Below are 25,774 nucleotides of genomic sequence, written 5' to 3'. Positions count from 1 at the left end.
AGCAGATGTGACAAACCGGGCGCTGGTGGGTACAACAAGGGGCGGCTACGACGGCGACGCATGACCCGGAACGGGAATCTTTACCGCCGACCGGACGTTGACCGGATGACGACGACAGCGACACCTGTCCTGTGGGCGACAAGCCCGGGAGGCACGATTCATGAGTGAGCGAGCTCTTCGCGGCACGCGCCTCGTGGTGACCAGCTACGAGACGGACCGCGGCATCGACCTGGCCCCGCGCCAGGCCGTGGAGTACGCATGCGAGAAGGGGCACCGCTTTGAGATGCCCTTCTCGGTCGAGGCGGAGATCCCGCCGGAGTGGGAGTGCAAGGTCTGCGGGGCCCAGGCACTCCTCGTTGACGGCGACGGCCCTGAAGAGAAGAAGGCCAAGCCCGCGCGTACGCATTGGGACATGCTGATGGAACGGCGCACCCGCGAGGAGCTCGAAGAGGTCCTCGAGGAGCGCCTGGCCGTTCTCCGCTCGGGCGCGATGAACATCGCGATCCATCCGCGGGACAGCCGCAAGTCGGCTTAGTCCCTGCCGGGGTCGGGCGGACTACAACACACGCAAGAGACTGCGGGCGGCTACGTGAAATCACGTAGCCGCCCGCAGTCGTGCGTCCAGGCCCCTACGGCGCCGTCATCGCGTCAGCGGCGGGCGCGGGTCCTGCGGGGCGTCGCCGCCCGGCGTCTCGTCCCGGATCACCTCGCCCTGCACGACCTTGCCGTCGGGGCGGTGGATACGGACCTGCTGGAAGGCGTCGCCGAAGCTGCCCGGGGCGGCCTCGCGCAGCTTGCGGTCGACCGTGCGCTCGGTGAGACGGCCCAGCGCCTTCTGGACCGGCGGGATCAACAGGAGCAGCCCCACCGCGTCGGAGATCAGGCCGGGGATCATCAGGAGCAGGCCGCCGAGCATCATCAGCCCGTTGCCCCCGCCGCTCTGCGGGGCGGTGCCTCGCTGGAGCGCCTCGTTCAGGTTCTGGAAGGCGCGGCGGCCCGCCTTCTTGATCACCGCGGCGCCGAGCACGAAGCCGGCGAGCAGCAGCAGAAACACCGTGAATCCGCTCGACGCGCCCGCCACCACGGTCAGCAGCCAGATCTCCAGCACCAGCCAGGCGGCCACGCCCAGCGGCAGGAAGGTCCGCAGCCGCGAGCGGCGGGGCCGGGCGGGGTACGTGGGGGTCGGAGCACCAGTCGTCATGCGTCCAGTGTGCCTGGGCCCGGCTCAGGGCGGGATAAGGGAACGATCAACGGGGCCTGTGAAGCCGTACGAGAACCTGATGCCCGGTGGCCGTGGCGCCCGTCGTCAGGCCTTCTTGCCGCGGCCGAGCACCTTGCCGACCTTGGCGGCCCGCTCCGTGGCGCCCCATGCGGTGACCCGCCACAGGGCCTCGACGAGGATGTCGCGGCTCATCTTGGAGTCGCCCAGCTCGCGCTCGACGAAGGTGATGGGCACCTCGACGACGTGGTAGCCGGCCTTGACCGCGCGGCGGGCGAGGTCGACCTGGAAGCAGTAGCCCTGGGAGGCGACCTCGTCCAGGCCGAGGCCCTCGAGGGTCTCGCGGCGGAAGGCGCGGTAGCCGCCGGTGATGTCGCGCAGCGGGAGGTCGAGGGCGAGGCGGGAGTAGAGGCTGCCGCCGCGGGAGATCATCTCGCGGGACCTGGGCCAGTTCACCACCCGGCCGCCGGGCACCCAGCGGGAGCCGAGCACCAGGTCGGCGGTCTTGAGCGCGGTGAGCAGCCGGGGCAGCTCCTCGGGCTGGTGGGAGCCGTCGGCGTCCATCTCGACCAGCACGCCGTAGCCGTGCTCCAGGCCCCAGCGGAAGCCCGCGAGGTAGGCGGCGCCGAGGCCCTCCTTGCCCTTGCGGTGCAGCACCTGGACCTGGTCGTCCTCGACGGCCAGCTCGTCGGCGAGCTTGCCGGTGCCGTCGGGGCTGTTGTCGTCGGCCACGAGGACGTGCGCCTCGGGGACGGCCTTGCGCACCCGGCCGACGATGGACTTGATGTTCTCCGCCTCGTTGTAGGTCGGAATGATCACCAAGGCCGTGCCGAGCGGGCCGAACTTCCCCCGGTCCTGTGCCGCGAGGGTACCGTCGCCGTCGTTCACTGCTGCCCCTTCTGTCCGTACGCAGACGTCCACCATAATGGCCGCCGCCTGCGATGACGTGACAGAAGGTTCGTATGGTGGTGTCGATTCCACAAGAGCGGGGTAAGAGCCCGGATTCGGCCCGTTTGCGTGCCGACCGGTCGGCGTACCGTCATGCGTGTCCGCGGCGGATGGGGGCCCGGCGCCCTTCGGGCCGACCTGGGACCCGCTGGCTGCGGGTCGACCTGAAGCCGTTGTCTACTGAGCCCGGGCCCCACCCGGGTCACACCTCCCCGACCGGCCGGAACGTTCCCTCGCTGCGGCACGGGCGCTGAGCCTGGCTCCCAGTGGCGGTGCCCCGGTGCGGCACACCGTCCCTGACCCAGCGGTGCCGCGGGCGAGTGCGCGGAGGTTCCCCGGTCGGGCGTCCGGTGGTGGACTCGGCCGAACCTACCGGCCCCCTGCCGCCGCCTGTCAACAGCTGTTTGACCTGCGCTTCTGTCCTCAAAGGCCTGGTCAGCGCGGAGGATGCGCAGGTCGCGCGACAGGGCGGCGGCCGCCGATCCGCGGCGCGCCACCCCGGTAGATCACTCGCCCGGCCGTACGAACACCGTCCGGCCGCCCACGACGGTGCGCAGACAGACCGGCAGGTCGTGGCCCGGTGTCAGGTCGGGCAGTCCCGGGGTGCCGGAGCGGGGATCGGTGGACCAGCGGGCGACCCGGTCGTCGGGGGCCTGGACCACGAGTTCGTCGGTGCGCCACACGGTGTAGTCGGCGGGCGCGCCCGGCACCAGGACGCCCGCGTCGTCGCGCCCGACCGCCCGCCAGCCCCCGCGGGTGTGGGCGGTGAAGCCGGCGCGGACGGAGACCCGGTGCTCGGGGGTGCGGTGGAAGGCGGCGGCGCGGACCGTGCCCCACGGGTCGAGGGGCGTGACCGGGCTGTCGGAGCCGAACGCGAGGGGGACACCGGCGCGCAGCAGGGCCGCGAAGGGGTTCAGGGACCGCGCCCGCTCCACGCCGAGGCGCCGCGCGTACATGCCCTCCTCGCCGCCCCACAGCGCGTCGAAGGCGGGCTGGACGGACGCGGTCAGGCCCAGCTCGGCGAAGGCGGCGATCGCCTCCGGGGTGAGCATCTCGGCGTGCTCGACGCGGTGCCGGGCGGCGCGGATCCGGGCGAGCCCGACCTTCTCGGCGGCGGCGCGCACGCCCTCGACGACGGCGGTGACGGCCGCGTCGCCGATGGCGTGGAAGCCCGCCTGTAGTCCGGCCTCGGTGCAGGCGACCACGTGTGCGGCGACGGCGGTGGCGTCCAGGTAGGCGGTGCCGGTGTGGCCGGCGTCGGTGTACGGCTGGTGCAGACAGGCGGTGTGCGAGCCGAGGGAGCCGTCGACGAACAGATCCCCGGCGGCGCCGGCCGCGCCGAGTTCCCGGGCCTTCTCGACGTCCTGTTCCGCCCAGTACCCGACGACCCGCGGCCCCGGTTCCTCGGCCGCGAGCCGCAGCAGGCCGGTGAAGTCGTCCTCGGAGGAGATGTCCGGCCCGGCGCACTCGTGGACCGAGCCGATGCCTAGGGAGGCGGCGCGGGCGAGGGCGGCGCGCTGGGCCGCGGTGCGCTGCTCGGGGGTTACGGCTGCGAACGCGGCGGCGCGGACGGCGTGATGGGCGTCGGCGGTGAGCGGACCGTCGACGGTGCCGAGGCCGGGGGCGAGGTCGAGCAGGGCCGTGGTGACGACCGCCGAGTGGACGTCGATACGGCTCAGATACAGGGGGCGCCCGCCGGTGGCCGCGTCCAGCTCGGCACGCGTCGGGGGCCGGCCGCCCGGCCAGCGGGCCGCGTCCCACCCGTGGCCGAGCAGGACCCGGTCATCGGGACGACCGGCGGCGAAGTCCCGTACGAGAGCGAGTGCCGCCTCCAGGGACGGCGCGTCGGACAGGTCGAGGCCGGTGAGGGCGAGGCCGGTGGCCGTGGTGTGCACATGGGCGTCGGTGAACGCCGGTGTGACCAGGGCGCCGTCGAGGTCGACCACCTCGTCGACCCCGTCCGCGAAGGCGTCGGCGGCCCCCTCGGATCCGACCCAGGCCACCTGCCCGCGCTCGACGACCATCGCGGTCGCGAAGGGATCGGCGGGACTGTGGACCTCACCGCGACGCAGCAGGACGGTCTTGGGCTCGGGGGCGCGCTCACTCATGGGGACCAGTCTCGCGCCTCACCGGGACGGCTCTGTACGCAGGGCGGTCAGATCCGCGGCGGCCGTGCCTCGTAAGGCGTCGAAAGGACCACTGTCGTGCGGGTCGAGACCCCCGCCAGCGTCCGCAGTCGCGCCAGGAGCTCCTCCAGCTCGTGGGGCGTGGCCACCCGCACCTTGAGGATGTAGTTCTCGTCCCCGGCGACGCTGTGACACGCCTCGATCTCGGGGACCCCGGCCAACCGGTCCGCGATGTCGTCCGGTGCGCTGGGATCGAACGGTTTGACCGAGATGAACGCGGTCATGGGCAGCCCGACCGCCTCGGGGTCGACCACCGCGGCATAGCCGCGGATGACGCCACGCTGTTCCAGCCGCCGCACCCGCTGATGCACGGCCGACGTGGACAGGCCCGTGGCCTTGCCCAGGTCCGTGTAGCTCATCCGCCCGTCCTTGACGAGCAGCTGAACGATTTGTCGGTCGAGCTCCTCCATGGCGCAAGAACCTACAGTGCGCTTGATCTCCTCGGATACCTCAGCAGCCCAGGTCATGCCCGGTTCGTGATGTAGGCGTCCGCCATGGGCACCTGCGAGCGGCATGTGACGAACGCCACAGTCGTCGAGACGTCTCCGTGATGCTCCCGTGATTACCGCCGTGACCGGACGGGAAGTGCTTGCTGTGGTCGAGGCCGCAGCGCCTTCACGGCCCCAGCCCGAGGGGGAGTTATCCATGCAGAGTCTTAAGCGCCCTGGTCGTACCGCGCCCAAGCGGCTCCAGGCGGTCGTCGAGCCCGAGCCGGAGGGCGTCGAACCCGACGCCGACGAGTACGGCGACGAGCTCGACGCGTACGACACCTTCGAGATGTACCGGGTGATCTGCCCGGACTGCGCGCAGCCCATCGCGCTGCTGGCGGACGAGGAGGTGCTGCCGGAGCACGCGCTGTGCGCCTCGCCGTGGAACCCGTTCGGCCTCACGGTCTGTGCCGGTACGGGCCGCAGGGCCGCCGAGGCCCGCTCCGCGGACGAGTCGGCGGAGCCCCAGGAGCAGGACACGGCCCTCCTGTTGACGCTCCCTCAGGGGCTCGACTGGCGGACGCAGCCGTTCTCGCACGTCGGCGGCCCGGGCTCGCGCCCGATGCGCGTGCCGGTGATGCGCCGCCAGGCCGCCTGAGCCGGCTCGCTCAGTCCCAGTAACTGCCCTGCACCATGGCCCGCAGGCTGCCGTGGTGCAGGATCAGTGTGTCCGGGTCCGGCGGGACGGCCGATTCACCGAAGTGCACCTGCCGATAAGCAACCCGGAGCATGACGATCGCGTGCCGCAGAGCCGCGTACAGGGTGTAGAAGTCCATGTCGCGCGGTGTGTGGCCGGTGAGTTCGGCATAGCGTGCCTCGACGCGGTCGCGGCGCAGGAAGTCCGGCAGACCGTGCTGGCCGAAGGCGACCGTCAGGTCGTGGAAGAAGCGGTGCAGGTACACGGTCCAGCCGAGGTCGACCTCGCGCGGGGCCAGGGCCGCCATCTCCCAGTCGAGTACGGCGACGGGTTCGAAGCCGTCGTAGACGACGTTCCCGATGCGCGCGTCGCCCCAGTTGAGCACGGGTGGGCCGGGATCGCGGGGCCAGAGGTCGGTCAGCCGGTCGAAGGCGGCCTCGATGAGCGGTGAGCGGGCGCGTCCGTCGACGACCCAGTCGTAGTAGGCGCGTTGAGCGGTGACATGGCGGCGCAGTGCGTCGCCCTCGCCGGGGAGCGCGAGGAACTCGGCTGCTTCCAGGGGCACTTGGTCGTGCAGCCGGGCCAGCAGCCCGATCGAGGCCGCCTCCAGCCGCTCGCGTTCGGCATCGGTCGCCGCGTGCAGCCAGTTGCCCTCGTAGGTGTACGGCATCACGTCCGGCGGCACGCGCCCCTCGACGCGCTCCATCACGAAGAACGGCGCCCCGAGCGGACCCGGTTCCTCCTCCAGCCAGAACACCTTCGGCACGGGCAGGTCCGTGTGCTCGGCGACGGCGCGCATCGTGCGGTACTGGCGCGGCATGTCGTAGACGGGGAAGACGGTGTACGCCGCCGGGTCCGCCGCGAGCCTCAACGCGCAGGCCCGCACGGGTGGTTCGGGGTGCTCGATGTCGAAGAGCAGGGTCTCGCTGGACATGCCGTTCGACTCGGGGACGGTGACGCCGACCGCCTTGGCGCCGGGCAGGCGGGTGCCGAGCCAGGCGGTGAGGCGGCGGGCGATCTCCTCCGGGTCGCGGGTGCTGGTGCGGGGGCGGGGTGCCGTGGCTGCCATGTTCGTGAACCCCCTTACGGTGCCGTCGACTTGAAGTCCGTGAACCCGCTCGGGTCGTGCCGCCCGAACGAACCGTGCTCGAAGATGCCGTAACCGGTCCGGCCGTCCAGGCGGAAGCGTGCCGCGTGGTCGGTGACGCCGTACGCGGCGAGCGGGTGCGGCTGGGTGAGGTCGTAGGTACGGCGGTCGGTCCAGCCCCGGCCCTGCCAGGTGCCGTGCTGCCAGTCGTCGGCCGGCGGGTAGCCGGCGCCGATCGCGAGCGGGGAGGAGGTGAGGATCTCGACTTCGAGTTCCTGCGGTTTGCGGGGGTCGCCGAGGTGGATCAGGGCGCGTTCGGGGTGGCGGGTGCCGGGGCGGTAGGTGATCTCGGGGATGGGCCAGCCGAGCTGACGGTCGCGGCTGCGGGCAGTGGTATGTGACATAGCACTGTCGCGACTCCCAGTGCTATGTGACATAGCACTGACGCCGTGGACCAGAGTGGCGTCGTTCAAAGTCCGATACCCGTCCGCATCCTCCTGCACGATCACCATCAGAAACCGGTCCTCGAACCGGACCGGGCACCACACCCAGTGGAACCCCTCGGTCGGATGCTCCTCGGCGAGCCGTCCGCCTTCCTCCCCCGGTATCGGCCGCACGCCCCAACTGCGGTCGCGCGTCCCGGTCCAGCCACCCGCGGTGACCGGGAACTCCTCGCCCGCGGCCCGGATCACGCCCTCGACGCTGCCCGCCTGCACGAACCGGCGCCCTTCGAGCGTGAGCCGGTCGCCGCGGCGCTGGAGGTGATGGGGTTCCCACAGGGCCGGGAAGTCGGCGGTCCAGGTGAGGTCGTACGACATCAGGTCGTCGTCGCACACGAGCCGCAGCCGCCGCAGTGGTTCCCGGACCTCGATCCGCAGTGGTCCGACGGCGAGCTTCATGCGGTCCTCGCCGAGCGCGTCCGAGGCCCGGACGGCGTGCAGTCGGTCGCCCACGCGGAGGGTCGCGTAGGCGTCGATCACACCGACGTTCGGATACACGCCGAGCCCGGCGATCAGCAGTGCGCGGCCCTCGTGGTCGAGGACGTGGAAGATGCAGCGGTCGTAGGCGTTGCGGTCGCCGGTCGCGACGTGCCTCATGGACAGCGGGACCTGGTGCACGGGGTATTCGTCGAGCGGTACGGGGCGGTCGTCGGCCACGCCAAACCTCCCTGGAGACGGCTTGGCTGACGGTACGTCAGGAACGCGGAGGTGACCAGACAAGCCGCCGGACGGCCGCGAACTCACGCTCGATTCCACGGATCGGTGACCTGTCCGCGTACCGCCGCGTTGCCCTGGTATGACCCCCACCCATACAGCGACCGGGCGTCAGCGCCGCATCTTCGTTCCGCCACCCGCAGGAACGGTTCCGCTGGCGCCGCCGCAGCACCAGGACCCGCCGATCTACCGCGATCTGATGCGCACCTGGGCCGACCGGGGCCGCACCCTGCCGGGCCGTCACGACCCGGAGTGGGTCAGGCTGGCGGCCCCGCAGGTGCGCCCGGGTCAGTTCAGCGCGTCTCCGGACCTGCCAGGTGACGGGCGATGACCATCCGCTGGATCTGGTTGGTGCCCTCGACGATCTGCAGCACCTTGGCCTCGCGCATGTAGCGCTCGGCCGGGAAGTCCGCGGTGTAGCCGTACCCGCCGAGGACCTGCACGGCGTCGGTCGTCACCTTCATCGCGGTGTCGGTGCAGTGCAGCTTGGCCATGGCCGCCTGCTTGGCGAACGGGCGCCCGGCGTCCCGCAGCCGTGCCGCCGCCAGGTAGAGGGCGCGGCCCGCCTCGATCTGCGTGGCCATGTCGGCGAGCATGAAGCGCAGCCCCTGGAAGTCGGCGATCGGGCGGCCGAACTGCCGGCGGCCGGTGGCGTACGCGACCGCCTCGTCCAGTGCGGCCTGGGCGAGGCCGATCGCGCAGGCGGCGATGCCGAGCCGGCCGGAGTCGAGGGCGGACAGCGCGATCGCGAAACCCTGCCCCTCGTCGCCGATGCGCCGTTCGTCGGGCACCCGCACCCCGTCGAAGTGGACCTGGGCGGTGGGCGAGCCCTTCATGCCCATCTTCCGCTCGGGCGCCGCACCGCTCAGCCCTTCGGCGTCGCCGGGCACCAGGAAGGCGGTGATCCCGCGCGCCCCGTCCTCGCCGGTGCGGGCCATGACGGTGTAGAAGTCGGCGATCCCGCCGTGGGTGATCCAGGCCTTGGTGCCGCTGATCACCCACTCCTCGCCGTCGCGCACCGCCTTCGTGCGCAGGGAGGCCGCGTCGGAGCCGGAGGAGGGTTCGGAGAGGCAGTACGCGCCGAGCAGTCCCCCGCCGAGCATCGCCGGCAGATGCTCCACCTGCTGTTTCTTGGTGCCGTAGGCGGCGAGCGCGTAGGAGGCGAGGGTGTGGACGCTGACGCCGAGGCCGACGGTGAGGCGGGCCGCGGCGAGCTCTTCGAGGACCTGGAGGTAGACCTCGTACGGCTGGTCGCCGCCGCCGTACTCGGAGTCGTACGGCAGTCCGAGCAGGCCCGACCGGGACAGCAGGGTGAAGACCTCGCGCGGGAAGCGTCCGGCGTCCTCCTCCTCGGCCGCCTTCGGGGCGATCTCGCGCTGGGCGATGTCACGGACGAGCGAGATCAGGTCCCGGGCCTCGTCCGTGGGCAGTTGACGGTCCAGCGGCTGCGGGGCGCGGTCGGGCATGTCGACGCTCTCCTCCCTGTGTCGGGCATGCGGCGGACGAGCGCCTTGGGTGGGGCGGCGCCGCCGGGTCGTACCGGGTCCTGGCCGAGGCTCCGCCTCCGGGTCTCGGAAGCTGCTGACCAGCGGCTCTGCGCTGTGAGTATGCCCGATCGGAGGCTGCCAGTCACCAGTTAACGACCGCTCACTTCAAGAATATCCCGGGCCGACGGAAAGCCGCATCGGATGACCGGGAAATTGGTCCGCACCATTGACCGGACTGGTCTAGTCCTCCTAATGTTCATGACCAACGCTTTACCGCGTTCATGCCAATCGGCGCGCGTTCCCCTCTCCCCCACGAGGAGACACCCGATGCACGTTCCGCACCTTCCCCGCGCCTCTTTCCGGGCGCTCGTCTCGGCCGCGTGTTGCGCGGTCCTCGGCGCCGGGCTGCTCGCCGGCGCGGGCACCGCCACCGCGAAACCCTCGGCCCAGGAGGCCGCCGGCTCGAAGGTCGTCGGCTACTTCACCGAATGGGGCACCTACGACCGCAAGTACTTCGTCAAGAACATCGAGACGTCCGGCTCCGCCGCCAAGCTCACGCACATCAACTACGCCTTCGGCAACGTCACCGGCGGCAAGTGCGCGATGGGCGACTCCTACGCGGCCACCGACCGGGCCTACACGGCCGCCGAGTCGGTGGACGGCGTGGCCGACACCTGGGACCAGCCGCTGCGCGGCAACTTCAACCAGCTGCTGAAGCTGAAGAAGAAGCACCCGGGGCTCAAGGTCCTGTGGTCCTTCGGCGGCTGGACCTGGTCGAGCGGCTTCGGCGAGGCCGCGAAGAACCCGGCCGCGTTCGCCCAGTCCTGCTACGACCTGGTGAAGAACTCCAAGTGGGCGGGTGTCTTCGACGGCATCGACATCGACTGGGAGTACCCGAACGCCTGCGGCAACAGCTGTGACACCAGCGGGCGGGACGCCTTCAAGAACCTGATGGCGGCGCTGCGTTCGAAGTTCGGCGGCTCGCTGGTCACCGCGGCGATCACCGCGGACGCCACCAGCGGCGGCAAGATCGACGCGGCGGACTACGCCGGGGCCGCGCAGTACGTCGACTGGTACAACCCGATGACGTACGACTACTTCGGCGCCTGGGACGCGGCGGGACCGACGGCTCCGCACTCGCCGCTGAACTCCTACTCCGGCATCCCGAAGGCCAACTTCTACACCTCGGCGACGATCGCCAAGCTCAAGGGGCTCGGCATCCCGGCCTCGAAGCTGCTGCTCGGCATAGGTTTCTACGGCCGCGGCTGGACCGGCGTGACCCAGGCCGCGCCCGGCGGCACGGCGACCGGCCCGGCGGCGGGGACGTACGAGCAGGGCATCGACGACTACAAGGTGCTCAGGACCAAGTGCCCGGCGACCGGCACGGTGGGCGGCACCGCCTACGCCAAGTGCGGGAACGACTGGTGGAGTTACGACACGCCCGCCACCATCGGGACGAAGATGACGTACAAGAACCAGCAGGGTCTCGGCGGTACGTTCTTCTGGGAGCTGAGCGGGGACACGGCGAACGGGGAGCTGATCAAGGCGATCAACTAGCCTCGCGGGTCAGGGATTTGGGGCGGGGGCGCGGGAGCCTCCGCCCCTCGCGCCCTTTGCGACCCTTGTTCAGGTGTCGCGGCGGGCCGGGGCGGGGGCCGGGTAGTCCGGGTCCAGTTCCTCGATGGCCCGCATGGCGCCGCCGAGGGTCTTGACCAGGAGTTCGCGCATCTTGTCGCGGGTGAGCCGGGGGCGGTCGATCCAGTCGAGGGTGGCGCCCTCCACGCTGCACACCCAGGAGAACAGGCCCATGCGCGCGAGCGGGGAGATGTCGGTACGGCCGTACGCCCCCTCGGCGACGGTCGCCACTATCGCGTCGCGCACTCCGTCCCGGATGGCGTGCACCTCGGCGTCGAAGCCGACGCCGCCGCTGACGATCGCGCGGAACGCCGCCTGGTTGTGCTCGGCGTAGCGCAGGTAGCCCTCCATGGTGCGGTGGACCCGGTCCAGCTGCTCCAGTTCGATCTCGCTCGACGCGAAGTTGACCAGGTCGGCGACGGAGTCGTGGATGATCGCCAGGTAGTAGCCGCGCTTGGACTGGAAGTAGTAGTAGATCAGCCCCTTGGCGACATGGGCCTGGCGGGCGATGTCGTCCATGGAGAGCGTGTCGTAGGACGTGTCCGCGAACAACTTCCGCCCGATGGCGATGAGTTCGGCGCGACGCGCCAGCGAACGCTCGGTGCCCCGGGCCTTCGGACGGGCGCTGTCGCTCTGTTCGCTGATCTTCAATGTCGACCCTGGTCTGAGAGGGGCGCTGGGACATCCGCAGTATGTCAGAACAACCGCTCCCCCTCGTTCGAGTCTGATCGATCTCGTGGGAACCGGTGGGGCCGGGACGGCGTGCGTCAGATCACAGCAGGCCGAGCTGGGTGACGAGCATCGCGACGACCACGACGAGCGTCCAGCCCATGACGTGCTCGAAGATCTTCGGGCCGGCGTCCTTGGGCCCGCCGGTGCGGGCGCGGGCGGCGGTGGCTGAGTGTGTGGTCATGGCGTCTCGCTGAGCTCGGGTGTGCGGTGGACCCCCCGGTGTTCTGTCCACCTTGCCACCTGGAACGGCTTTTGCGGCAGAGACCTTGGTCACAGCGGAAAGGCCCCGGTTTCCCGGGGCCTTCGCAGGTGACCGGGCGTCTCAGCGGACGCCGACCGCCGCGAGCGCCTTGCGCTGGCGGGCGGTGGGGCGGGCCGGGAAGTACAGGTAGCAGACCCCGCCGGTGCCGGAGACGACCTTGCCGGAGGCGTTGTACCGCTTGGTCCTGAGCCAGATGTTCTCCCACTCGCGCCGCTTGTAGACCCGGCGCACCGCGTCATCGCTGGGCGAGGCGGGGTCGTTGGCGATGACATCGCCGTCCGCGGTGAAGCCGATCACCGTCATCAGGTGGCCGGAGGTGCCGTAACCCGCCCCGGTCAGCTCCTCCTTGAGGAAGGACTGGGACGTTATGGCCGGGATGCCGGCCGCGATCAGCGTCTCCAGGTCGGCGAGCGAGCCGAGCCGGGTGACCACGCCCTGCAGGTCCTTGTAGGTGGCCGCGTAGGCCGCGTTGAAGGGCCAGTTGCCGCAGCCCTCGTACTGGTAGTCGTACGTGAAGCGGGCCGCGTAGTCGACCTGCGGATCGGCGTAGGCCGGGTCCACCCAGGCCAGTTGCTCGGGGGTGAGGCGGCCGCCCCAGTACTCGATGATCATCTGGGAGGAGGTGGGGCTGCACCAGGCCTCGCCGCCGTTGTCGTACTCGGGGTACTGGCCCTTGTGGATCTCCTGCGAGTAGCGCGGGACGATCAGTTCCCCGGCCAGGCCGGGGGTGGAGGCGGGGACGGTGAAGCGGTCGGGGATGTCGGAGCCCATCGCGCCGAGCCGCCACACCGTGGGGGTGAGCTTGGTGCCGGGCCTGCGGTAGAGGGTGAGGCGCAGTCGGTACGACACCAGGCGCAGGCCGGTCGTCGCGTCGTCGACGGCGAAGGTGTCGGTCCAGATGGTGCTCTTGCCGTCGGTCTGGCCGTCCACCGAGGTCCGCCTGATGTCCTGGTCGCCGGCCGCCCAGCGGCCCATCACGTACCACGGGGTGTCGGTGCCGTCGGAGTACGTGCCGTGCAGTTCGACCTGGAGCCAGGTGCCGGCCGGGGTGTGCGCGTTCCAGGAGGCGATCGCCTCGGTCGAGGGGACGCTCAGCCGGTGGACGGGCGAGGTCCAGGTCGCGTACTCCCAGGTGGCGGTCGTACCGGTGTGCGGGTCCGGGTAGTCGGTGGTGCCGACGGGCGCGGCGATCACCACACCGGGGCGGACACCGGCGAGGGCACGGGTGCCCTGGGCGGTGCCACTGCGCCAGTCCTTGTACGAGGTCCAGGAGCGGTAGTCGACGGGGCTGGCCGGGTCCTCGGCGGCGTCCGAGGCGTCGGCCGCGCCCGCGGTGATCGCCGGGGCCACGACAGCGGCGGCCACCGCGGCGGCGAGAACGGTTCTGCGGGACGGCTGTTCGGCTCTGCTCATGGGTGGCATGACCCCCAGGTGTCCGAGTCGGGGCAGGTGCGGAATGCGCCCACTATGGCCGCGGGCCGGGCGTCCTGCCAGCACTTCGACCCGCGCCGCGCCCGCCAATATTGGTCTTCACCACTGGCATGACCTGCACAGCGAATCGGTTCAATAGGACACAAGGTTCCGGGTCGTCGGTATGTCCCGATTTCATCCGCTCCTAGAATGTCCCCGTCGAGTATGCCCACCCCCCTCCGACCGGCCAAGGAACGACCATTCACGACCTCGCCTCGCGGCTGCGCCGCCTCCCGCCCTCCTGCGGTCCGGTCCGGCTGGTCGGCGTCGACGGACACGCCGGCTCCGGAAAGTCCACGTTCGCCGGGGAGTTGGCCACGGCCCTGGGCGACGCCCCCGTACTGCACCTCGACGACATCGCCAGCCACGACGAGCTGTTCGCATGGACCGACCGCCTCCTGACACAGGTGATCGAGCCGCTCAGCCGCGGCGAGAGCGCGCACTACGCCCCTTACGACTGGCGCGCCCGCCGCTTCGGTCCGCCGCGCACCCTGCCCTGCGCGCCGGTGGTCCTCGTCGAGGGCGTCGGCGCGGGCCGCCGCGCCCTTCGCCCGTATCTGGCACACCTGTTGTGGATGGAGCTGCCACGCGAGGACTCCTGGACGCGCGGGCAGCTCCGGGACGGGGCGGAGCAACGGGAGTTCTGGGCCAGGTGGGTCGCGGCGGAACGACGACACTTCGCCGAAGATCCGTCGCGACCCTTCGCGGACCTTCTGGTACGGCAGTGCGAGAAGGGATACGAGGTACTCCCGGGGCCGGGAACGACAGTTGGACCGGACCAGCCGCTCACGCACGGTGACGGACCATCCGCAGTGTGCTGAACTTGTGAAGACCCTTGTCCCGGAACTTCCCGGAGTGCTCCAACTCGGCTTGACCGGGGGGCCGTACAGGACTTACGTTCTGAATGTGCGGTCATTCGAAGCCGCCCTTTGTCGCGAAGCCCCCGGTTGTTCCCCCGTGATCGGGGGCTTCGTTCTGCCCTCACTCCACGATCCGGACGCCGTGAGCCCCGATTCGCTCACCCTCGGTCACCGTCCGATCTTCGCCCCATCCGCTCCCACCTCGTCAAACGGCCTGTGCGGCACCCTTCGGCGGGCGACACCCCCGCAGGTACGATGCCCTGGGTGCGACCTACGAACGCGGGTGCGCGCACCGCAACTCCGGTCCGCGGCACGGCGGTTCGATCAAGGCGGACACCGGCGACGGGCCCGGTGACCAACCGACGGGGGCACGGTTTGTGGGGGACGTGATGGACTTCGGCACGCAGGGCCCCGAGGCCCCGGCCGACCTCGCCTGGCTGCGAGGTGTGGATGCCTACACGATGGGCGCCTATCCGCAGGCGGAGGAGGAGTTCCGGGCCGCGGTCCGGATGGATCCCGGGATGGCCGACGGCTGGCTCGGGCTGCACGCGCTGCGCGTCGACACGACGACCGCGCTGCTGCGGATGTTCCGGCACCGGGACCGCTTCGGGGAGCAGCGCGCCCGGCACCGCCGCGCCCTCAACTCCTGGTACTGGCTCGGCTGGTGGGTGCAGCCGGTCCTGGAGAGCCCGCGCGACCTGCTGCTCGCGCACGCCTCGCACTGGCTCGACGGCCGCCACGTCCCGGAGCTCGACCGGGCACTCGCGGGACTGCCGCCCGTGGACACCGACCACCAGGTCCGCTTCCTGCACGCCTGCCGCGCCTACCTCGTCAAGGACTGGGAGCAGCTGGTCCGCCACACCGACCCGCTGATCGACGACGCGCTGCTGGGCATCGAGGCGGGCCTGTTCGGCGGGATGGCCCGGGTGCGCCTGGAGATGTACGGCCAGGCGGAGCCGCTGCTCTCCTCGGCGCTGATGCGCTGCCGCAGCGAGCAGCCGCAGCGCAAGGAACTGCGGTACTGGCTGGCGCGGGCCCACGAAGGCACCGGCCGCACGGCGGCCGCGCTCCCCCTGTACCGGGCCGTGCACCGCGTCGACCCCGCCTTCATGGACACCTCGGCGCGGCTCGCCGCGATCGCCGAGGGCGACGGCTACGACGACTCCACCGACCTCGCCGCGATCGCCCTCACCGGCGCGCAGGACGTCCTGGAGGGGCCCGACGCCCTCGACCCGCTGTTCGGCACGGAGGGCCGGGACCTGAGACTGCCCGAGCCGGAACTTCCGCCGGTCGGCGCGGTGCCGTCGGTGATCGACCCGGCGGTGCGCGAGCGGAACTTCCCGGGCTCGCCGCTGCCCGCCGGCCCCACCGACCCGGCATTACTCGAGGAGGCGCTCGCCGAGCTGGAGCGCATGGTGGGCCTGGAGCCCGTGAAGCGCCAAGTGAAGGCGCTGTCGGCCCAGTTGAACATGGCGCGGCTACGGGCCGGCCAGGGACTTCCAGTCCAGCCGCCCAAACGGCACTTCGTCTTCTCCGGCCCCTCCGGCACCGGCAAGACCACCGTCGCCCGCATCCTGGGCCGCGTCTTCTACGCCCTCGGCCTGCTCGGCGGCGACCACCTCGTCGAGGCCCAACGGGCCGACCTCGTCGGCGAGTACCTCGGCCAGACCGCCGTCAAGGCCAACGAACTCATCGACTCCGCGATCGGCGGCGTCCTCTTCGTCGACGAGGCGTACTCGCTCTCCAACTCCGGCTACGGCAAGGGGGACGCGTACGGCGACGAGGCGCTGCAGGTGCTGCTGAAGCGGGCCGAGGACAACCGCGACCACCTGGTGGTCATCCTCGCCGGCTATCCGGAAGGCATGGACCGCCTCCTCGCCGCCAACCCGGGCCTGTCCTCCCGCTTCACGACCCGCGTCGACTTCCCGTCCTACCGCCCCCTCGAACTCACCTCGATCGGCGAGGTGCTGGCCGCGGAGAACGGTGACGTCTGGGACGAGGAGGCCCTGGACGAGCTCCGCTCCATCGCCGGCCACGTGGTCGACCAGGGCTGGATCGACGAACTGGGCAACGGCCGCTTCCTGCGCACCCTGTACGAGAAGAGCTGCGCGTACCGGGACCTGCGCCTGACGACGTATCCCGGGATGCTGTCACGAGACGACCTGTCGACACTACGGCTGCCGGACCTGATGCAGGCGTACGGGGAGGTGCTGTCGGGGCGGGGGCCGCAGGATCCCAGTGCCATGTGACAGGCGTCAGGCAATCCACGCCTCAGCATGTCGATGCCGGTCCAACCCCACGGCCGAGAACTCGTCCTCACCGGCGCTCGCCACTACGCCCAACTGCCGTAGCGCTTGCGAGATCGGACTGCCGGCGGGCGGAAAGGACTGTCCCTCCCCCACGTGGAGCGGTCCCAGCACGATGCTGCCGCCGTTCCATACGACAGCCCGTTGCTCGCCTACGCCGCCGAAATACTCAGCTTCCACGTAGGCCACCGGCCCACCGGCTGACCAGGCAGCGAGGATCTTTTCAAACCCTCCTGGCAACCCCTGGAACCCCAACAAGCCGACAGCGCTGCCGTCTGCGACGGAATCGAACAGTGCTTCCGTCATCGGCATCAGGGAGAGGCCCTGGCCGATCGACGCCAGTCGGGCGGCAGGCAGGCCCCGCGCCGGGCCACGCAGCGCCGCTCCATCGGCGATCACCGCTCGCAGGTCGTAACTCACCCCCAAGTACCTCCAGATCTCCCGAACCCGCTGGTTTCGAGGCGGCACTGCCCCCACGCCCCGCTAGGCCTAAGTAGCCAGCACGCCCTCCGGCTCCCCGCTGCCCCGGGGCTCCGTCACCTTCACCTCGCGTGGCTCACGATGTGCCGGGTCGGTCACCTCGCCCACCAGCAGCTCCAGTACGTCCTCCAGTGCCACCAGCCCCAGCACCCGGCCGGACGCGTCCGCCACCTGGGCCAGGTGTGTGGCCGCGCGGCGCATCACCGTCAGCGCGTCGTCCAGCGGCAGTTCCGGGCGGAGGGTCGTCATCGGGCGCCACAGTTGCTGGGGGACGGCCCGGTCCGAGTCCTCCAGGTCGAGTACGTCCTTCACGTGCAGGTAGCCCATGAAGGCGCCCTTCTCCGCGGCGACCGGGAAGCGGGAGTAGCCGGTGCGGGCGGTGAGGGCGACGATCTGGCCCGGGGTGACCGATGGCGGGACCGTGACCAGGGACTCGCGGCCGAGGAGTACGTCCGTCACCGGCCGGGAGCCCAGTTCCAGCGCGTCCTCCAGGCGCTCCTGCTCCTCGGGGTCGAGGAGGCCCGCCTGGCCGGAGTCCTCGACCAGGCGGTTGAGCTGCTCGCTGGTGAAGACGGCCTCGACCTCGTCCTTCGGCTCGACGCGGAAGAGCCGCAGGATGGCCTGGGCGACCGCGCCGAGGGCGATGGTGATCGGCTTGCAGAGGCGGGCGAAGGCGACCAGGCCGGGGCTGAGCCACAGGGCCGCCTTCTCCGGAGCAGCCATCGCCAGGTTCTTCGGGACCATCTCGCCGATGACGAGGTGGAAGAAGACGACCGCGGCGAGGGCGATGACGTACCCCAGCGGGTGGATCATGCCCTCCGGCAGGTGGATCCACTCGAAGACGGGTTCCAGCAGGTGCGCGACCGTGGGTTCGGCGACCGCGCCCAGGGTCAACGAGCAGACCGTGATGCCGAACTGGGCCGCAGCCATCATCTGCGGAAGCCGTTCGAGGCCGTACAGCACCTGACGGGCCCTGGCCGTGCCGAGCGGTTCGATCTGGCTGCGGCGGACGGAGACGAGGGCGAACTCGGCGCCGACGAAGAAGCCGTTGGCGAGCACGAGCAGCCCGGCGAACAGGAGTTGGAGCACGCTCATCGGGCGACCTCCACGACCGGCCCGGTCCGCACCAGGCGGACGCGCTCGGCCCGGTAGTGGCCGACCCGGCGGACCGTGAGCCGCCAGCCGGGGAGCTCGGCCTTGTCCCCCGGGGCCGGGATGCGGCCGAGCAGGTCGGCGACCAGGCCCGCGACCGTCTCGTAGGGCCCCTCGGGCACGTCGAGGCCTATGCGCTGGAGGATGTCGACCCGGCAGCTGCCGTCGGCGTCCCAGGCGGGCCGGCCGTCCTCGGGCGGGGCGGCGGCGAGTTCGGGCACGTCCTGCCCGTCGTGCTCGTCGCGGACCTCGCCGACGATCTCCTCGACGATGTCCTCCAGCGTGACCACGCCGGCCGTGCCGCCGTACTCGTCGACGACGACCGCGATGGGCTGCTCGCTGCGCAGCTGGGCGAGGAGCGGCTGGACCGGCAGGGTCTCGGGGACCAGGAGGGCCGGGCGGGCGATGCGGCCGACGGGGGTGCGCAGGCGCTCGTGCGCGGGGACCGCGAGGGCGTCCTTGAGGTGGACCATGCCGACGACCTCGTCGATCTTCTCCTTGTAGACGGGGAAGCGGGACAGGCCGGTTGCGCGGGTCAGGTTGACCACGTCCTCGGCGGTGGCCGAGGACTGCAGCGCGCTGACCTTCACCCGCGGGGTCATGACGTGCTGCGCGGTCAGCTCGGCGAGGGAGAGGGTTCGTACGAAGAGGTCGGCGGTGTCCTGTTCCAGCGCGCCGGCCTGCGCCGAGTGGCGGGCCAGGGAGACCAGTTCGCCGGGGGTGCGGGCGGAGGCCAGCTCCTCGGCGGGCTCGACGCCCAGGGCGCGGACGAGACGGTTGGCGACGGCGTTCAGTGCCGCGATGACCGGGCGGAACAGGCGCGCGAAGGCGTGCTGCGGGCCGGCCACGAAGCGGGCGACCTGCATGGGCTTGGACACCGCCCAGTTCTTGGGCACGAGTTCGCCGATCACCATCTGCACGGCGGAGGCCGCCAGCATGCCGACGACCACCGCGACGCCGGAGACGGCGCCCTCGGGGATGCCGATCGCGGCGAACGGGCCGTGCAGCAGCTCCGCGAGGGCCGGTTCGGCGAGCATGCCGACGACGAGGGAGGTGATGGTGATGCCGAGCTGGGTGCCGGAGAGCTGGAAGGACAGCTCCTTGAGGGATTCCGCGACCCTACGGGCCCGTCGGTCGCCCTCGGCGGCGGCCTTCTCGGCGTCCGTCGACTCGACCGTGACCAGGCCGAACTCGGCCGCCACGAAGAAGCCGTTGGCGAGGATCAGCAGGAGGGCGGCTGCGAGAAGCAGCAGGGGGGTGGTCATGATGCCGCCGCCTCGGTATGTCGTGAGGGGGCGGCGCAGGTACTACAGGACGATCCGTCCATCGCTGGAGGGAGTCACTCCTCGGGTAGCAGGAACATGAAGCGGCGGAGGCGTCACGAAAAGCGCCTCCGCCAACAGATTAATCAAGACACGGCCCTCTACGGCAGATCCCTCGGGGAACGAGCCTCCACCAGAGCCCGCAGGGCGCGTGCGTCGGCGATCGCACGCTCCTTGGCGATGCCCGGCTGGATGCCGAGCGCCGGCAGGCTGGTGCCGTCGCTCAGGTTGAGGAACACCCACGGGTCGCCGGGGCGGAGATTCACCTGGACGATCTCGGCCCAGGCCAGACGGCGCCTGCTGGCGATGTTCTGGACGGTGACCCCGCTGTCGTCGGCGACGACCTTCACCCGGGCCAGCAGGAACAGGACACCGGCGAGCAGGGCCGCCGTGACGATGAAGCTCAGGCGCTCGCCCGGACCGAGTTGCTCCAGCAGCAGCGCGACCGCCGTGATGGTCACGAAGATCGCGCCACCGGCGACGAGCAGCACGGCACGCGTGGGCCCCGGCCGGAACGTGACCGGCAGGGCGGGCAGCTCGGAGGACATCTGGTACGGCTCCTCAGAGACGGCAGGCGTGGATGGCCGTGGTCAGGATGGCGCGGGCACCGATGTCGTACAGGTCGTCCATGATCCGCTGCGCCTCCTTGGCGGGGACCATCGCGCGTACGGCGACCCAGCCCTCGTTGTGCAGCGGGGAGACGGTCGGCGACTCCAGGCCGGGGGTCAGGGCGACGGCCTTCTCCAGCTGCTCGACGCGGCAGTCGTAGTCCATCATCACGTAGGTGCGGGCCACCAGGACGCCCTGGAGCCGGCGCAGGAACTGCTGCACCTTGGGCTCCTCGGCGTCGGCGCCGGTGCGCCGGATGACGACGGCCTCGGACTTCATGATGGGCTCGCCGAAGACCTCCAGGCCCGCGTTGCGCAGGCTGGTGCCGGTCTCGACGACGTCCGCGATGACCTCGGCGACGCCGAGTTCGATGGCGGTCTCGACGGCGCCGTCGAGGTGGACGACGGAGGCGTCGATGCCCTGCTCGGCGAGGTGACCGGCGACGATCCCCTCGTACGAGGTGGCGACGGTCTTGCCCTTGAGGTCCGCCACCCCGTTCGCCTCGCCCGGCTTGGAGGCGAAGCGGAAGGTGGAGCGGGCGAAGCCGAGCGGGAGGATCTCCTCGGCGTCGGCGCCGGAGTCGATCAGCAGGTCGCGGCCGGTGATGCCGATGTCCAGCTGGCCGGAGGAGACGTAGATCGCGATGTCACGCGGGCGGAGGTAGAAGAACTCCACGTCGTTGACCGGGTCGACGATCCGTAGTTCCTTGGACTCGCGGCGCTGCTGGTAGCCGGCCTCATGCAGCATGTCCGCCGCAGGGCCTGACAGGGAACCCTTGTTGGGGACGGCGATGCGCAGCATGAGGTCGGCTTCCTTTGCTCTCAAGGGGGTGATGCGGCGGGAGATTTCAGAGGTGGGCGTACACGTCGTCCAGGGAGATGCCGCGGGCGACCATCATCACCTGGACGTGGTACAGCAGCTGCGAGATCTCCTCGGCGGCCGCTTCCTTGCCCTCGTACTCGGCGGCCATCCAGACCTCGGCGGCCTCCTCGACGACCTTCTTGCCGATGGCATGGACGCCCTTGCCGACCAGCTCGGCGGTGCGGGAGGTGGCGGGATCGCCGTTGGCGGCCTTGTGCTGGAGCTCGGTGAAGAGCTTCTCGAACGTCTTCTTGGACATGGTGGCGCCCACTCTACGCGGTGTGCGAAAAGCTCAGCGCCACGGTTCAGATACTGAGCGGAGCGTGGCCGCGGTGGCGACCGCGGCCGTCACCGCCTCGTGTCCCTTGTCCTCGTTGGAACCCTCGATGCCGGCCCGGTCCAGGGCCTGCTCCTCGGTGTCGCAGGTCAGTACGCCGAAGCCGACGGGGACGCCGGTCTCGACGGAGACCTGGGTGAGGCCTGCCGTGACTCCCTGGCACACGTACTCGAAGTGCGGGGTGCCGCCGCGGATGACGACACCGAGGGCGACGATCGCGTCGTAGCCGCGGCCCGCGAGGACCTTGGCGACGACGGGGAGCTCCCAGCTGCCGGGGACCCGGAGCAGGGTCGGCTCGTCGATGCCCAGGTCGTGCAGGGCGCGCAGGGCGCCGTCCACCAGGCCGTCCATCACCTTTTCGTGCCACTGCGCCGCGATGACGGCGACCCGCAGGTCTCCGACGTTGCGTACGGACAGTTCCGGTGCGCCCTTGCCGCTCACGTTCTCTTGTCTCCTAGAAGTACGGATCTACTGGTTGTTGCAGGTGGACACGGGGGTCGTGTCCAGCCAGGGCAGGTCGTGGCCCATCCGGTCCCGCTTGGTGCGCAGGTAGCGGAGGTTGTGCTCGCCCGCCTGTACGGGCATCGGCTCCCGGCCGGTGACCTTGAGCCCGTGCCGCAGCAGGGCGTCGGTCTTGGCGGGGTTGTTGGTCATCAGGCGCACGCTGCGCACGCCGAGGTCCTGGAGGATCTGGGCGCCGGCGGCGTAGTCCCGGGCGTCGGCGGGCAGGCCCAGTTCCAGGTTGGCGTCGAGGGTGTCGCGGCCGCGCTCCTGGAGCTCGTACGCGCGCAGCTTGGACAGCAGGCCGATGCCGCGTCCCTCGTGGCCGCGCAGGTAGACGACGACGCCCCGGCCCTCGGCCTGGATGCGCTCCAGGGAGGCCTCCAGCTGGGGGCCGCAGTCGCAGCGCAGGGAGGCGAAGATGTCGCCGGTGAGGCACTCGGAGTGGACGCGGACCAGGACGTTCTCGCCGTCGCCGATCTCGCCGTGGACGAGGGCGACGTGCTCGACGCCGTCGACGGTGGAGCGGTAGCCGTAGGCCTTGAACTCGCCGTGGGCGGTGGGCAGTCGGGTCTCGGCCTCGCGCCGGACGGTGGGCTCGGCGGTCTGCCGGTAGGCGATCAGGTCCTCGATGGAGATGATCGTCAGGCCGTGCTTGCGGGCGAACGGGATCAGCTCGGGCAGGCGCAGCATGCGGCCGTCCTCGCCGGCGATCTCGACGATCGCGCCGGCCGGGCGCAGGCCGGCGAGGCGGGCGAGGTCGACGGCGGCCTCGGTGTGGCCGTTGCGGGTCAGGACGCCGCCGGGGCGGGCGCGCAGCGGGAAGATGTGGCCGGGGCGGACGAAGTCGCCCGGTTCGGCGTCGCCGCTCGCCAGCAGCCGGAGCGTGGTCGCGCGGTCGGAGGCCGAGATTCCGGTGGTGACGCCGTGTGCGCCGGAGGCGTCGACGGAGACGGTGAAGGCGGTCTTCATCGACTCGGTGTTGTCGTCGACCATCTGCGGCAGCTTGAGCCGGTCCAGTTCCTCGCCCTCCATGGGGGCGCAGATCAGGCCGCGGCACTCGCTCATCATGAAGGCGACGATCTCGGGGGTGATCTTCTCGGCGGCGACGACGAGGTCGCCCTCGTTCTCGCGGTCCTCGTCGTCGACGACCACGATCGGGCGGCCGGCCGCGATGTCGGCGATGGCCTGCTCGACCGGGTCGAGGGACCAGTCCTCGATGCCGTCCGTGCTGTACAGGATCGGTGCCGTACTCATGCCGGCGCTCCTTCCAGGACGGGCTGCGGCGTCCTGCGGGAGCGCAGCCACCAGTCGCGCATGCCCCACAGGACGAGCGCGCCGTAGATGACGTAGACGAAGCCGGAGAAGGCGTAGCCGTTGGCGAAGTTGAGGGGGACTCCGACCAGGTCGACCAGGAGCCAGGCGATCCAGAACTCGGTCATGCCGCGGGCCTGGGCGTACATGGCGACGATGGTGCCGACGAAGATGTAGGCGTCCGGCCAGGGGTCCCAGGACAGGGACGGGTAGGCCTTGAAGAGGAGGGCGACCGCGACCGTGCCGACCGCGGCGGCGGCGACCATCGCGCCGCGCTCGCGCCAGGTGGCGAACCGCGGGGTGATGTGGCCGTCGGTGCCCCGGCCCTTGTCGCGGTTCCACTGCCACCAGCCGTACAGGGCGACGGCCATGACGACCGCCTGCTTGCCCGCGCTGCCGGTCAGGTGGCCGAAGAAGGCGCCGAAGAGGATGAGACCGGAGGCGAACTGCACCGGCCAGCTCCACAGGTTGCGCCGCCAGCCGAGGGCCAGGGCGATCAGTCCGAGGATGTTGCCGATCATGTCCGACCAGAGGATGTGCTGGCCGAACAGGACGAAGGCCTCGGAGTTCAGCGAGTTCACTTCCCGGCCCCCTGACCGGCCGCGAGCAGCCGCTCGACGTACTTGGCGACGACGTCGACCTCGAGGTTGACCGGGTCACCGGGCTGCTTGATGCCCAGGGTGGTGAGGGCGAGCGTGGTGGGGATCAGGCTGACGGTGAAGTAGTCCGGGCCCGCGTCGACGACGGTGAGGCTGATGCCGTCGACGGTGATGGAGCCCTTCTCGACGACGTAGCGCGCGAGGTCCGCGGGCAGCGAGATCTTGATGATCTCCCAGTTCTCGGAGGGCTTGCGCTCCAGCACTTGGCCGGTGCCGTCGACGTGGCCCTGCACGATGTGTCCGCCGAGCCGCGCGCCCACGGCCGTGGGCCGTTCGAGGTTGACGCGGGAGCCGACGGCGATGGCGCCGAGGCTGGAGCGGTCGAGGGTCTCGGCCATGACGTCGGCGGTGAACTCGTCGCCCTCGTGCTCGACGACGGTCAGGCAGACGCCGTTGACCGCGATGGAGTCCCCGTGCTTCGCGCCCTCGGTGACGACGGGGCCGCGCACTCGGAAGCGACAGGAGTCACCGAGGTTCTCGACGTCGGTGATCTCGCCCAGCTCTTCGACGATTCCGGTGAACACTTCCCGGGTCCTCCTGCCTCATTCGGGCACGGACTCCGGGGCTGTCGATGACGACAGAATGTACGGGCAGGGACACCGGGGGCGGCGCCGGACACATTCGTCCCGAAGGACGAAGCGGATACGGCGACGCGCACGAATGCCCGCCCGCCGCGCACTGCCTCCCATCCGGACTTTAACCGTCGGTCCAGGAATTTCACCTGGTCAACCGGCCGCTGGAAGCGACCGGGTCGCGGACTGTAACCGCCGGTTCGGACTTTCACCGACCCCGGAGTGCGCTGCTTCTGGTACATGGCCAGTGTGCCACGCCTGATCGAGGTCCATACGGGTGAAGGCTGTGGGGTGGCTCACAGGCGCCGTCCCTGGACTTCTCAACTCGCCCGACCTGATGGAGGCTTTGGTCTAGTCCTTTCACCTCCAAGGACTCCTCAAGACCGGCCCGGCGGCGGTGACGACGGCCCTTGCCCGCCGCCGGGCCCCCAACTCCGCGACGACCCTGCCCTGGTGGCAGGGTGGTGCCATGAGCAGCATGATCGCCGACGACTTCGAGCCGCACCGGCCCCGGCTGTTCGGGCTCGCCTACCGGCTGCTGGGTTCCGCGGAGGAGGCCGAGGACGCGGTGCAGGACGCGTATCTCCGCTTCAGCTCGGCCGACCGCGCCCACATCGAGCATCCGGCGGCCTGGCTCGCCAAGGTCGTCACCAACCTCTGCCTCTCCCGGCTCACCTCGGCGCGGGCCCGGCGCGAGCGGTACGTCGGCGAGTGGCTGCCGGAACCCGTCGTCACCTCCGACGGCGCCCTCGGCCCGATGGAGTCGGCCGAGCAGCGCGAGGCCGTGTCCATGGCGATGCTGGTCCTGCTGGAGCGGCTCACCCCGACCGAGCGCGCGGTGTACGTGCTGCGGGAGGCCTTCGGTTACGGGCACCGGGAGATCGCCGGTGTGCTGGACCTCGCCGAGGCCAACTCCCGTCAGCTGTACCGGCGGGCGGTGCAGCGCGTGGGCGAGGGACGGCCGCGCTTCGAGCCGGCGCCCGAGCGGCAGCGGGAGCTCGTCGCGTCGTTCCTCACGGCCGCCCGGGACGGTGATCTGGCCGGCTTGGAGAAGGTGCTGGCGGCGGACGTGACCTGGACCAGCGACGGCGGCGGCAAGGTCAGCGCGGCCCGGCGGGCGGTGCACGGACGCGACAAGGTGGGACGCCTCACGCTGGGCGGTGCCGAGCGGTTCGCGGCCGGTCTGACCTTCACCCCGGCCGAGATCAACGGCGAGCCCGGTCTGGCCGCGTGGGCGGGCGACACGCTCTTCGGCACGGTCGCGTTCGAGGTGCGGGACGGGCTGATCTCCCATGTGCGGTCCGTACTGAACCCGGACAAGCTGGATTTCGTACGACGTCAGCTCGCACGTCCGTAGCGGCCTGTCACGTTCCGCCGGGCTGATCGGTCTCAGCTGGGCAGGGTGGTCCGGCCCGGCCCGCCCGCCATCGGAAGGG

General features: G+C 70.9%; 26 protein-coding genes and 1 riboswitch. Of the genes, 6 read left to right on the top strand and 20 right to left on the bottom strand.

The genetic code is table 11. The annotated features are described in order from the left end of the window. Positions 1 to 160: 160 nt before the first annotated feature. Positions 161 to 535 (top strand): RNA polymerase-binding protein RbpA, encoded by a 375-nt coding sequence (locus MQP27_RS40780; RefSeq protein ID WP_010046329.1) that lies wholly within the window; start codon positions 161 to 163, stop codon positions 533 to 535. A 105-nt stretch (positions 536 to 640) separates the two neighbouring features. Here the strand turns inward: MQP27_RS40780 and fxsA are convergent, their stop codons facing one another. The 4 genes from fxsA to MQP27_RS40760 all read right to left on the bottom strand — a co-directional run bounded on the left by fxsA (position 641) and on the right by MQP27_RS40760 (position 4,763). Further along, positions 641 to 1,201: an FxsA family membrane protein gene (fxsA, locus tag MQP27_RS40775; RefSeq protein ID WP_242775097.1), complete on the bottom strand. Its 561-nt coding sequence runs from the start codon at positions 1,199 to 1,201 to the stop codon at positions 641 to 643. A 105-nt stretch (positions 1,202 to 1,306) separates the two neighbouring features. Continuing rightward, the gene (locus MQP27_RS40770) at positions 1,307 to 2,107 is read right to left on the bottom strand and encodes a polyprenol monophosphomannose synthase (RefSeq protein ID WP_242775094.1); all 801 of its coding nucleotides are present in this window, start codon (positions 2,105 to 2,107) and stop codon (positions 1,307 to 1,309) included. Positions 2,108 to 2,673: 566 nt separating this feature from the next. Then, the gene (locus MQP27_RS40765; RefSeq protein ID WP_242775091.1) at positions 2,674 to 4,275 is read right to left on the bottom strand and encodes an amidohydrolase; all 1,602 of its coding nucleotides are present in this window, start codon (positions 4,273 to 4,275) and stop codon (positions 2,674 to 2,676) included. Between the two features lie 47 nt (positions 4,276 to 4,322). After that, on the bottom strand, positions 4,323 to 4,763 hold the full coding sequence (locus MQP27_RS40760; protein WP_121888443.1) for an Lrp/AsnC family transcriptional regulator: 441 nt from the start codon (positions 4,761 to 4,763) through the stop codon (positions 4,323 to 4,325). 235 nt (positions 4,764 to 4,998) lie between these two features. On the opposite strand from MQP27_RS40760, the gene MQP27_RS40755 reads away from it, so the two are divergent. Beyond that, positions 4,999 to 5,439 carry a hypothetical protein gene (locus MQP27_RS40755; RefSeq protein ID WP_242775088.1) on the top strand — a complete coding sequence of 147 codons (441 nt, stop codon included), beginning with the start codon at positions 4,999 to 5,001 and terminating at the stop codon, positions 5,437 to 5,439. 10 nt (positions 5,440 to 5,449) lie between these two features. Here MQP27_RS40755 and MQP27_RS40750 read toward each other — a convergent pair whose 3' ends face one another. The 3 genes from MQP27_RS40750 to MQP27_RS40740 form a co-directional block, all read right to left on the bottom strand. Continuing rightward, positions 5,450 to 6,547, bottom strand: a complete 1,098-nt coding sequence (locus MQP27_RS40750) for a phosphotransferase family protein (RefSeq protein WP_242775086.1) — start codon at positions 6,545 to 6,547, stop codon at positions 5,450 to 5,452. Positions 6,548 to 6,561: 14 nt separating this feature from the next. After that, on the bottom strand, positions 6,562 to 7,722 hold the full coding sequence (locus MQP27_RS40745) for an Rv3169 family protein (RefSeq protein ID WP_242775084.1): 1,161 nt from the start codon (positions 7,720 to 7,722) through the stop codon (positions 6,562 to 6,564). A gap of 350 nt (positions 7,723 to 8,072) precedes the next feature. Then, positions 8,073 to 9,245, bottom strand: coding sequence for an acyl-CoA dehydrogenase family protein (locus MQP27_RS40740; RefSeq protein WP_242775082.1), 1,173 nt, complete (start codon positions 9,243 to 9,245; stop codon positions 8,073 to 8,075). A 348-nt stretch (positions 9,246 to 9,593) separates the two neighbouring features. Between MQP27_RS40740 and MQP27_RS40735 the strand changes: the two genes are divergently transcribed. Beyond that, positions 9,594 to 10,823: a glycoside hydrolase family 18 protein gene (locus tag MQP27_RS40735; RefSeq protein ID WP_242775080.1), complete on the top strand. Its 1,230-nt coding sequence runs from the start codon at positions 9,594 to 9,596 to the stop codon at positions 10,821 to 10,823. Between the two features lie 69 nt (positions 10,824 to 10,892). On the opposite strand, the gene MQP27_RS40730 is transcribed toward MQP27_RS40735, so the two are convergent. From MQP27_RS40730 to MQP27_RS40720, 3 genes are all read right to left on the bottom strand, one after another. Next, positions 10,893 to 11,552 (bottom strand): TetR/AcrR family transcriptional regulator, encoded by a 660-nt coding sequence (locus MQP27_RS40730; protein WP_242775078.1) that lies wholly within the window; start codon positions 11,550 to 11,552, stop codon positions 10,893 to 10,895. A 121-nt stretch (positions 11,553 to 11,673) separates the two neighbouring features. Then, on the bottom strand, positions 11,674 to 11,814 hold the full coding sequence (locus MQP27_RS40725; protein ID WP_242775076.1) for an SCO1431 family membrane protein: 141 nt from the start codon (positions 11,812 to 11,814) through the stop codon (positions 11,674 to 11,676). 141 nt (positions 11,815 to 11,955) lie between these two features. Next, complete coding sequence (locus MQP27_RS40720) at positions 11,956 to 13,308, bottom strand: C39 family peptidase (protein WP_242775073.1); 1,353 nt, start codon at positions 13,306 to 13,308, stop codon at positions 11,956 to 11,958. A gap of 257 nt (positions 13,309 to 13,565) precedes the next feature. Here MQP27_RS40720 and MQP27_RS40715 point away from each other — a divergent pair, with 257 nt between their 5' ends. Further along, positions 13,566 to 14,186, top strand: a complete 621-nt coding sequence (locus tag MQP27_RS40715) for a uridine kinase family protein (RefSeq protein WP_242775545.1) — start codon at positions 13,566 to 13,568, stop codon at positions 14,184 to 14,186. 428 nt (positions 14,187 to 14,614) lie between these two features. Beyond that, positions 14,615 to 16,474 (top strand): AAA family ATPase, encoded by a 1,860-nt coding sequence (locus MQP27_RS40710; protein ID WP_242775070.1) that lies wholly within the window; start codon positions 14,615 to 14,617, stop codon positions 16,472 to 16,474. A 6-nt stretch (positions 16,475 to 16,480) separates the two neighbouring features. Here MQP27_RS40710 and MQP27_RS40705 read toward each other — a convergent pair whose 3' ends face one another. From MQP27_RS40705 to MQP27_RS40660, 10 genes are all read right to left on the bottom strand, one after another. After that, the gene (locus MQP27_RS40705) at positions 16,481 to 16,951 is read right to left on the bottom strand and encodes a hypothetical protein (protein ID WP_242775067.1); all 471 of its coding nucleotides are present in this window, start codon (positions 16,949 to 16,951) and stop codon (positions 16,481 to 16,483) included. Positions 16,952 to 17,020: 69 nt separating this feature from the next. Further along, complete coding sequence (locus MQP27_RS40700) at positions 17,021 to 18,106, bottom strand: hemolysin family protein (protein WP_242775065.1); 1,086 nt, start codon at positions 18,104 to 18,106, stop codon at positions 17,021 to 17,023. Continuing rightward, positions 18,103 to 19,428 (bottom strand): hemolysin family protein, encoded by a 1,326-nt coding sequence (locus MQP27_RS40695; RefSeq protein ID WP_242775062.1) that lies wholly within the window; start codon positions 19,426 to 19,428, stop codon positions 18,103 to 18,105. Before MQP27_RS40695 ends, MQP27_RS40700 begins: the two co-directional genes overlap by 4 nt. 158 nt (positions 19,429 to 19,586) lie before the next feature. Then, positions 19,587 to 20,033: a PH domain-containing protein gene (locus MQP27_RS40690; protein WP_242775059.1), complete on the bottom strand. Its 447-nt coding sequence runs from the start codon at positions 20,031 to 20,033 to the stop codon at positions 19,587 to 19,589. A 13-nt stretch (positions 20,034 to 20,046) separates the two neighbouring features. After that, a complete protein-coding gene (gene hisG / locus MQP27_RS40685) occupies positions 20,047 to 20,895 on the bottom strand; it encodes an ATP phosphoribosyltransferase (RefSeq protein ID WP_242775056.1) in 849 nt (282 codons plus the stop codon). Between the two features lie 46 nt (positions 20,896 to 20,941). Next, positions 20,942 to 21,214 carry a phosphoribosyl-ATP diphosphatase gene (locus MQP27_RS40680; RefSeq protein WP_242775053.1) on the bottom strand — a complete coding sequence of 91 codons (273 nt, stop codon included), beginning with the start codon at positions 21,212 to 21,214 and terminating at the stop codon, positions 20,942 to 20,944. A gap of 33 nt (positions 21,215 to 21,247) precedes the next feature. Further along, the gene (ribH, locus tag MQP27_RS40675; protein WP_242775051.1) at positions 21,248 to 21,733 is read right to left on the bottom strand and encodes a 6,7-dimethyl-8-ribityllumazine synthase; all 486 of its coding nucleotides are present in this window, start codon (positions 21,731 to 21,733) and stop codon (positions 21,248 to 21,250) included. A gap of 27 nt (positions 21,734 to 21,760) precedes the next feature. Next, positions 21,761 to 23,050: a bifunctional 3,4-dihydroxy-2-butanone-4-phosphate synthase/GTP cyclohydrolase II gene (locus MQP27_RS40670; protein ID WP_242775049.1), complete on the bottom strand. Its 1,290-nt coding sequence runs from the start codon at positions 23,048 to 23,050 to the stop codon at positions 21,761 to 21,763. Next, entirely contained in the window at positions 23,047 to 23,688 is a 642-nt protein-coding gene (locus MQP27_RS40665) for a nicotinamide mononucleotide transporter family protein (protein ID WP_242775047.1), read from the bottom strand. The genes MQP27_RS40670 and MQP27_RS40665 overlap by 4 nt, the downstream gene beginning before the upstream one ends. Then, complete coding sequence (locus MQP27_RS40660; RefSeq protein WP_242775045.1) at positions 23,685 to 24,290, bottom strand: riboflavin synthase; 606 nt, start codon at positions 24,288 to 24,290, stop codon at positions 23,685 to 23,687. The genes MQP27_RS40665 and MQP27_RS40660 overlap by 4 nt, the downstream gene beginning before the upstream one ends. 147 nt (positions 24,291 to 24,437) lie before the next feature. Continuing rightward, positions 24,438 to 24,568: riboswitch (FMN riboswitch) on the bottom strand. A 239-nt stretch (positions 24,569 to 24,807) separates the two neighbouring features. Between MQP27_RS40660 and MQP27_RS40655 the strand changes: the two genes are divergently transcribed. Beyond that, a complete protein-coding gene (locus MQP27_RS40655) occupies positions 24,808 to 25,695 on the top strand; it encodes an RNA polymerase sigma-70 factor (RefSeq protein ID WP_242775043.1) in 888 nt (295 codons plus the stop codon). Positions 25,696 to 25,774 lie beyond the last annotated feature (79 nt).

This window comes from Streptomyces cylindrosporus (genome assembly GCF_022698165.1).
Taxonomy (GTDB): Bacteria; Actinomycetota; Actinomycetes; order Streptomycetales; family Streptomycetaceae; genus Streptomyces; species Streptomyces cylindrosporus.
Note: the sequence above shows the minus strand (reverse complement) of the source record. Positions and strands in the feature narration are given on the sequence as shown.

Bases quoted from the DNA above. Each gene is read 5' to 3' on its own strand.
- MQP27_RS40720 (WP_242775073.1), bottom strand. From the start codon at position 13,308: ATGAGCAGAGCCGAACAGCCGTCCCGCAGAACCGTTCTCGCCGCCGCG.
- MQP27_RS40760 (WP_121888443.1), bottom strand. From the start codon at position 4,763: ATGGAGGAGCTCGACCGACAAATCGTTCAGCTGCTCGTCAAGGACGGG.
- MQP27_RS40700 (WP_242775065.1), bottom strand. From the start codon at position 18,106: ATGAGCGTGCTCCAACTCCTGTTCGCCGGGCTGCTCGTGCTCGCCAAC.
- MQP27_RS40740 (WP_242775082.1), bottom strand. From the start codon at position 9,245: ATGCCCGACCGCGCCCCGCAGCCGCTGGACCGTCAACTGCCCACGGAC.
- MQP27_RS40725 (WP_242775076.1), bottom strand. From the start codon at position 11,814: ATGACCACACACTCAGCCACCGCCGCCCGCGCCCGCACCGGCGGGCCC.
- MQP27_RS40680 (WP_242775053.1), bottom strand. From the start codon at position 21,214: ATGTCCAAGAAGACGTTCGAGAAGCTCTTCACCGAGCTCCAGCACAAG.
- fxsA (WP_242775097.1), bottom strand. From the start codon at position 1,201: ATGACGACTGGTGCTCCGACCCCCACGTACCCCGCCCGGCCCCGCCGC.
- MQP27_RS40750 (WP_242775086.1), bottom strand. From the start codon at position 6,547: ATGGCAGCCACGGCACCCCGCCCCCGCACCAGCACCCGCGACCCGGAG.
- MQP27_RS40670 (WP_242775049.1), bottom strand. From the start codon at position 23,050: ATGAGTACGGCACCGATCCTGTACAGCACGGACGGCATCGAGGACTGG.
- MQP27_RS40695 (WP_242775062.1), bottom strand. From the start codon at position 19,428: ATGACCACCCCCCTGCTGCTTCTCGCAGCCGCCCTCCTGCTGATCCTC.
- MQP27_RS40780 (WP_010046329.1), top strand. From the start codon at position 161: ATGAGTGAGCGAGCTCTTCGCGGCACGCGCCTCGTGGTGACCAGCTAC.
- MQP27_RS40690 (WP_242775059.1), bottom strand. From the start codon at position 20,033: ATGTCCTCCGAGCTGCCCGCCCTGCCGGTCACGTTCCGGCCGGGGCCC.
- MQP27_RS40655 (WP_242775043.1), top strand. From the start codon at position 24,808: ATGAGCAGCATGATCGCCGACGACTTCGAGCCGCACCGGCCCCGGCTG.
- hisG (WP_242775056.1), bottom strand. From the start codon at position 20,895: ATGCTGCGCATCGCCGTCCCCAACAAGGGTTCCCTGTCAGGCCCTGCG.
- MQP27_RS40735 (WP_242775080.1), top strand. From the start codon at position 9,594: ATGCACGTTCCGCACCTTCCCCGCGCCTCTTTCCGGGCGCTCGTCTCG.
- MQP27_RS40755 (WP_242775088.1), top strand. From the start codon at position 4,999: ATGCAGAGTCTTAAGCGCCCTGGTCGTACCGCGCCCAAGCGGCTCCAG.
- MQP27_RS40710 (WP_242775070.1), top strand. From the start codon at position 14,615: ATGGACTTCGGCACGCAGGGCCCCGAGGCCCCGGCCGACCTCGCCTGG.
- MQP27_RS40765 (WP_242775091.1), bottom strand. From the start codon at position 4,275: ATGAGTGAGCGCGCCCCCGAGCCCAAGACCGTCCTGCTGCGTCGCGGT.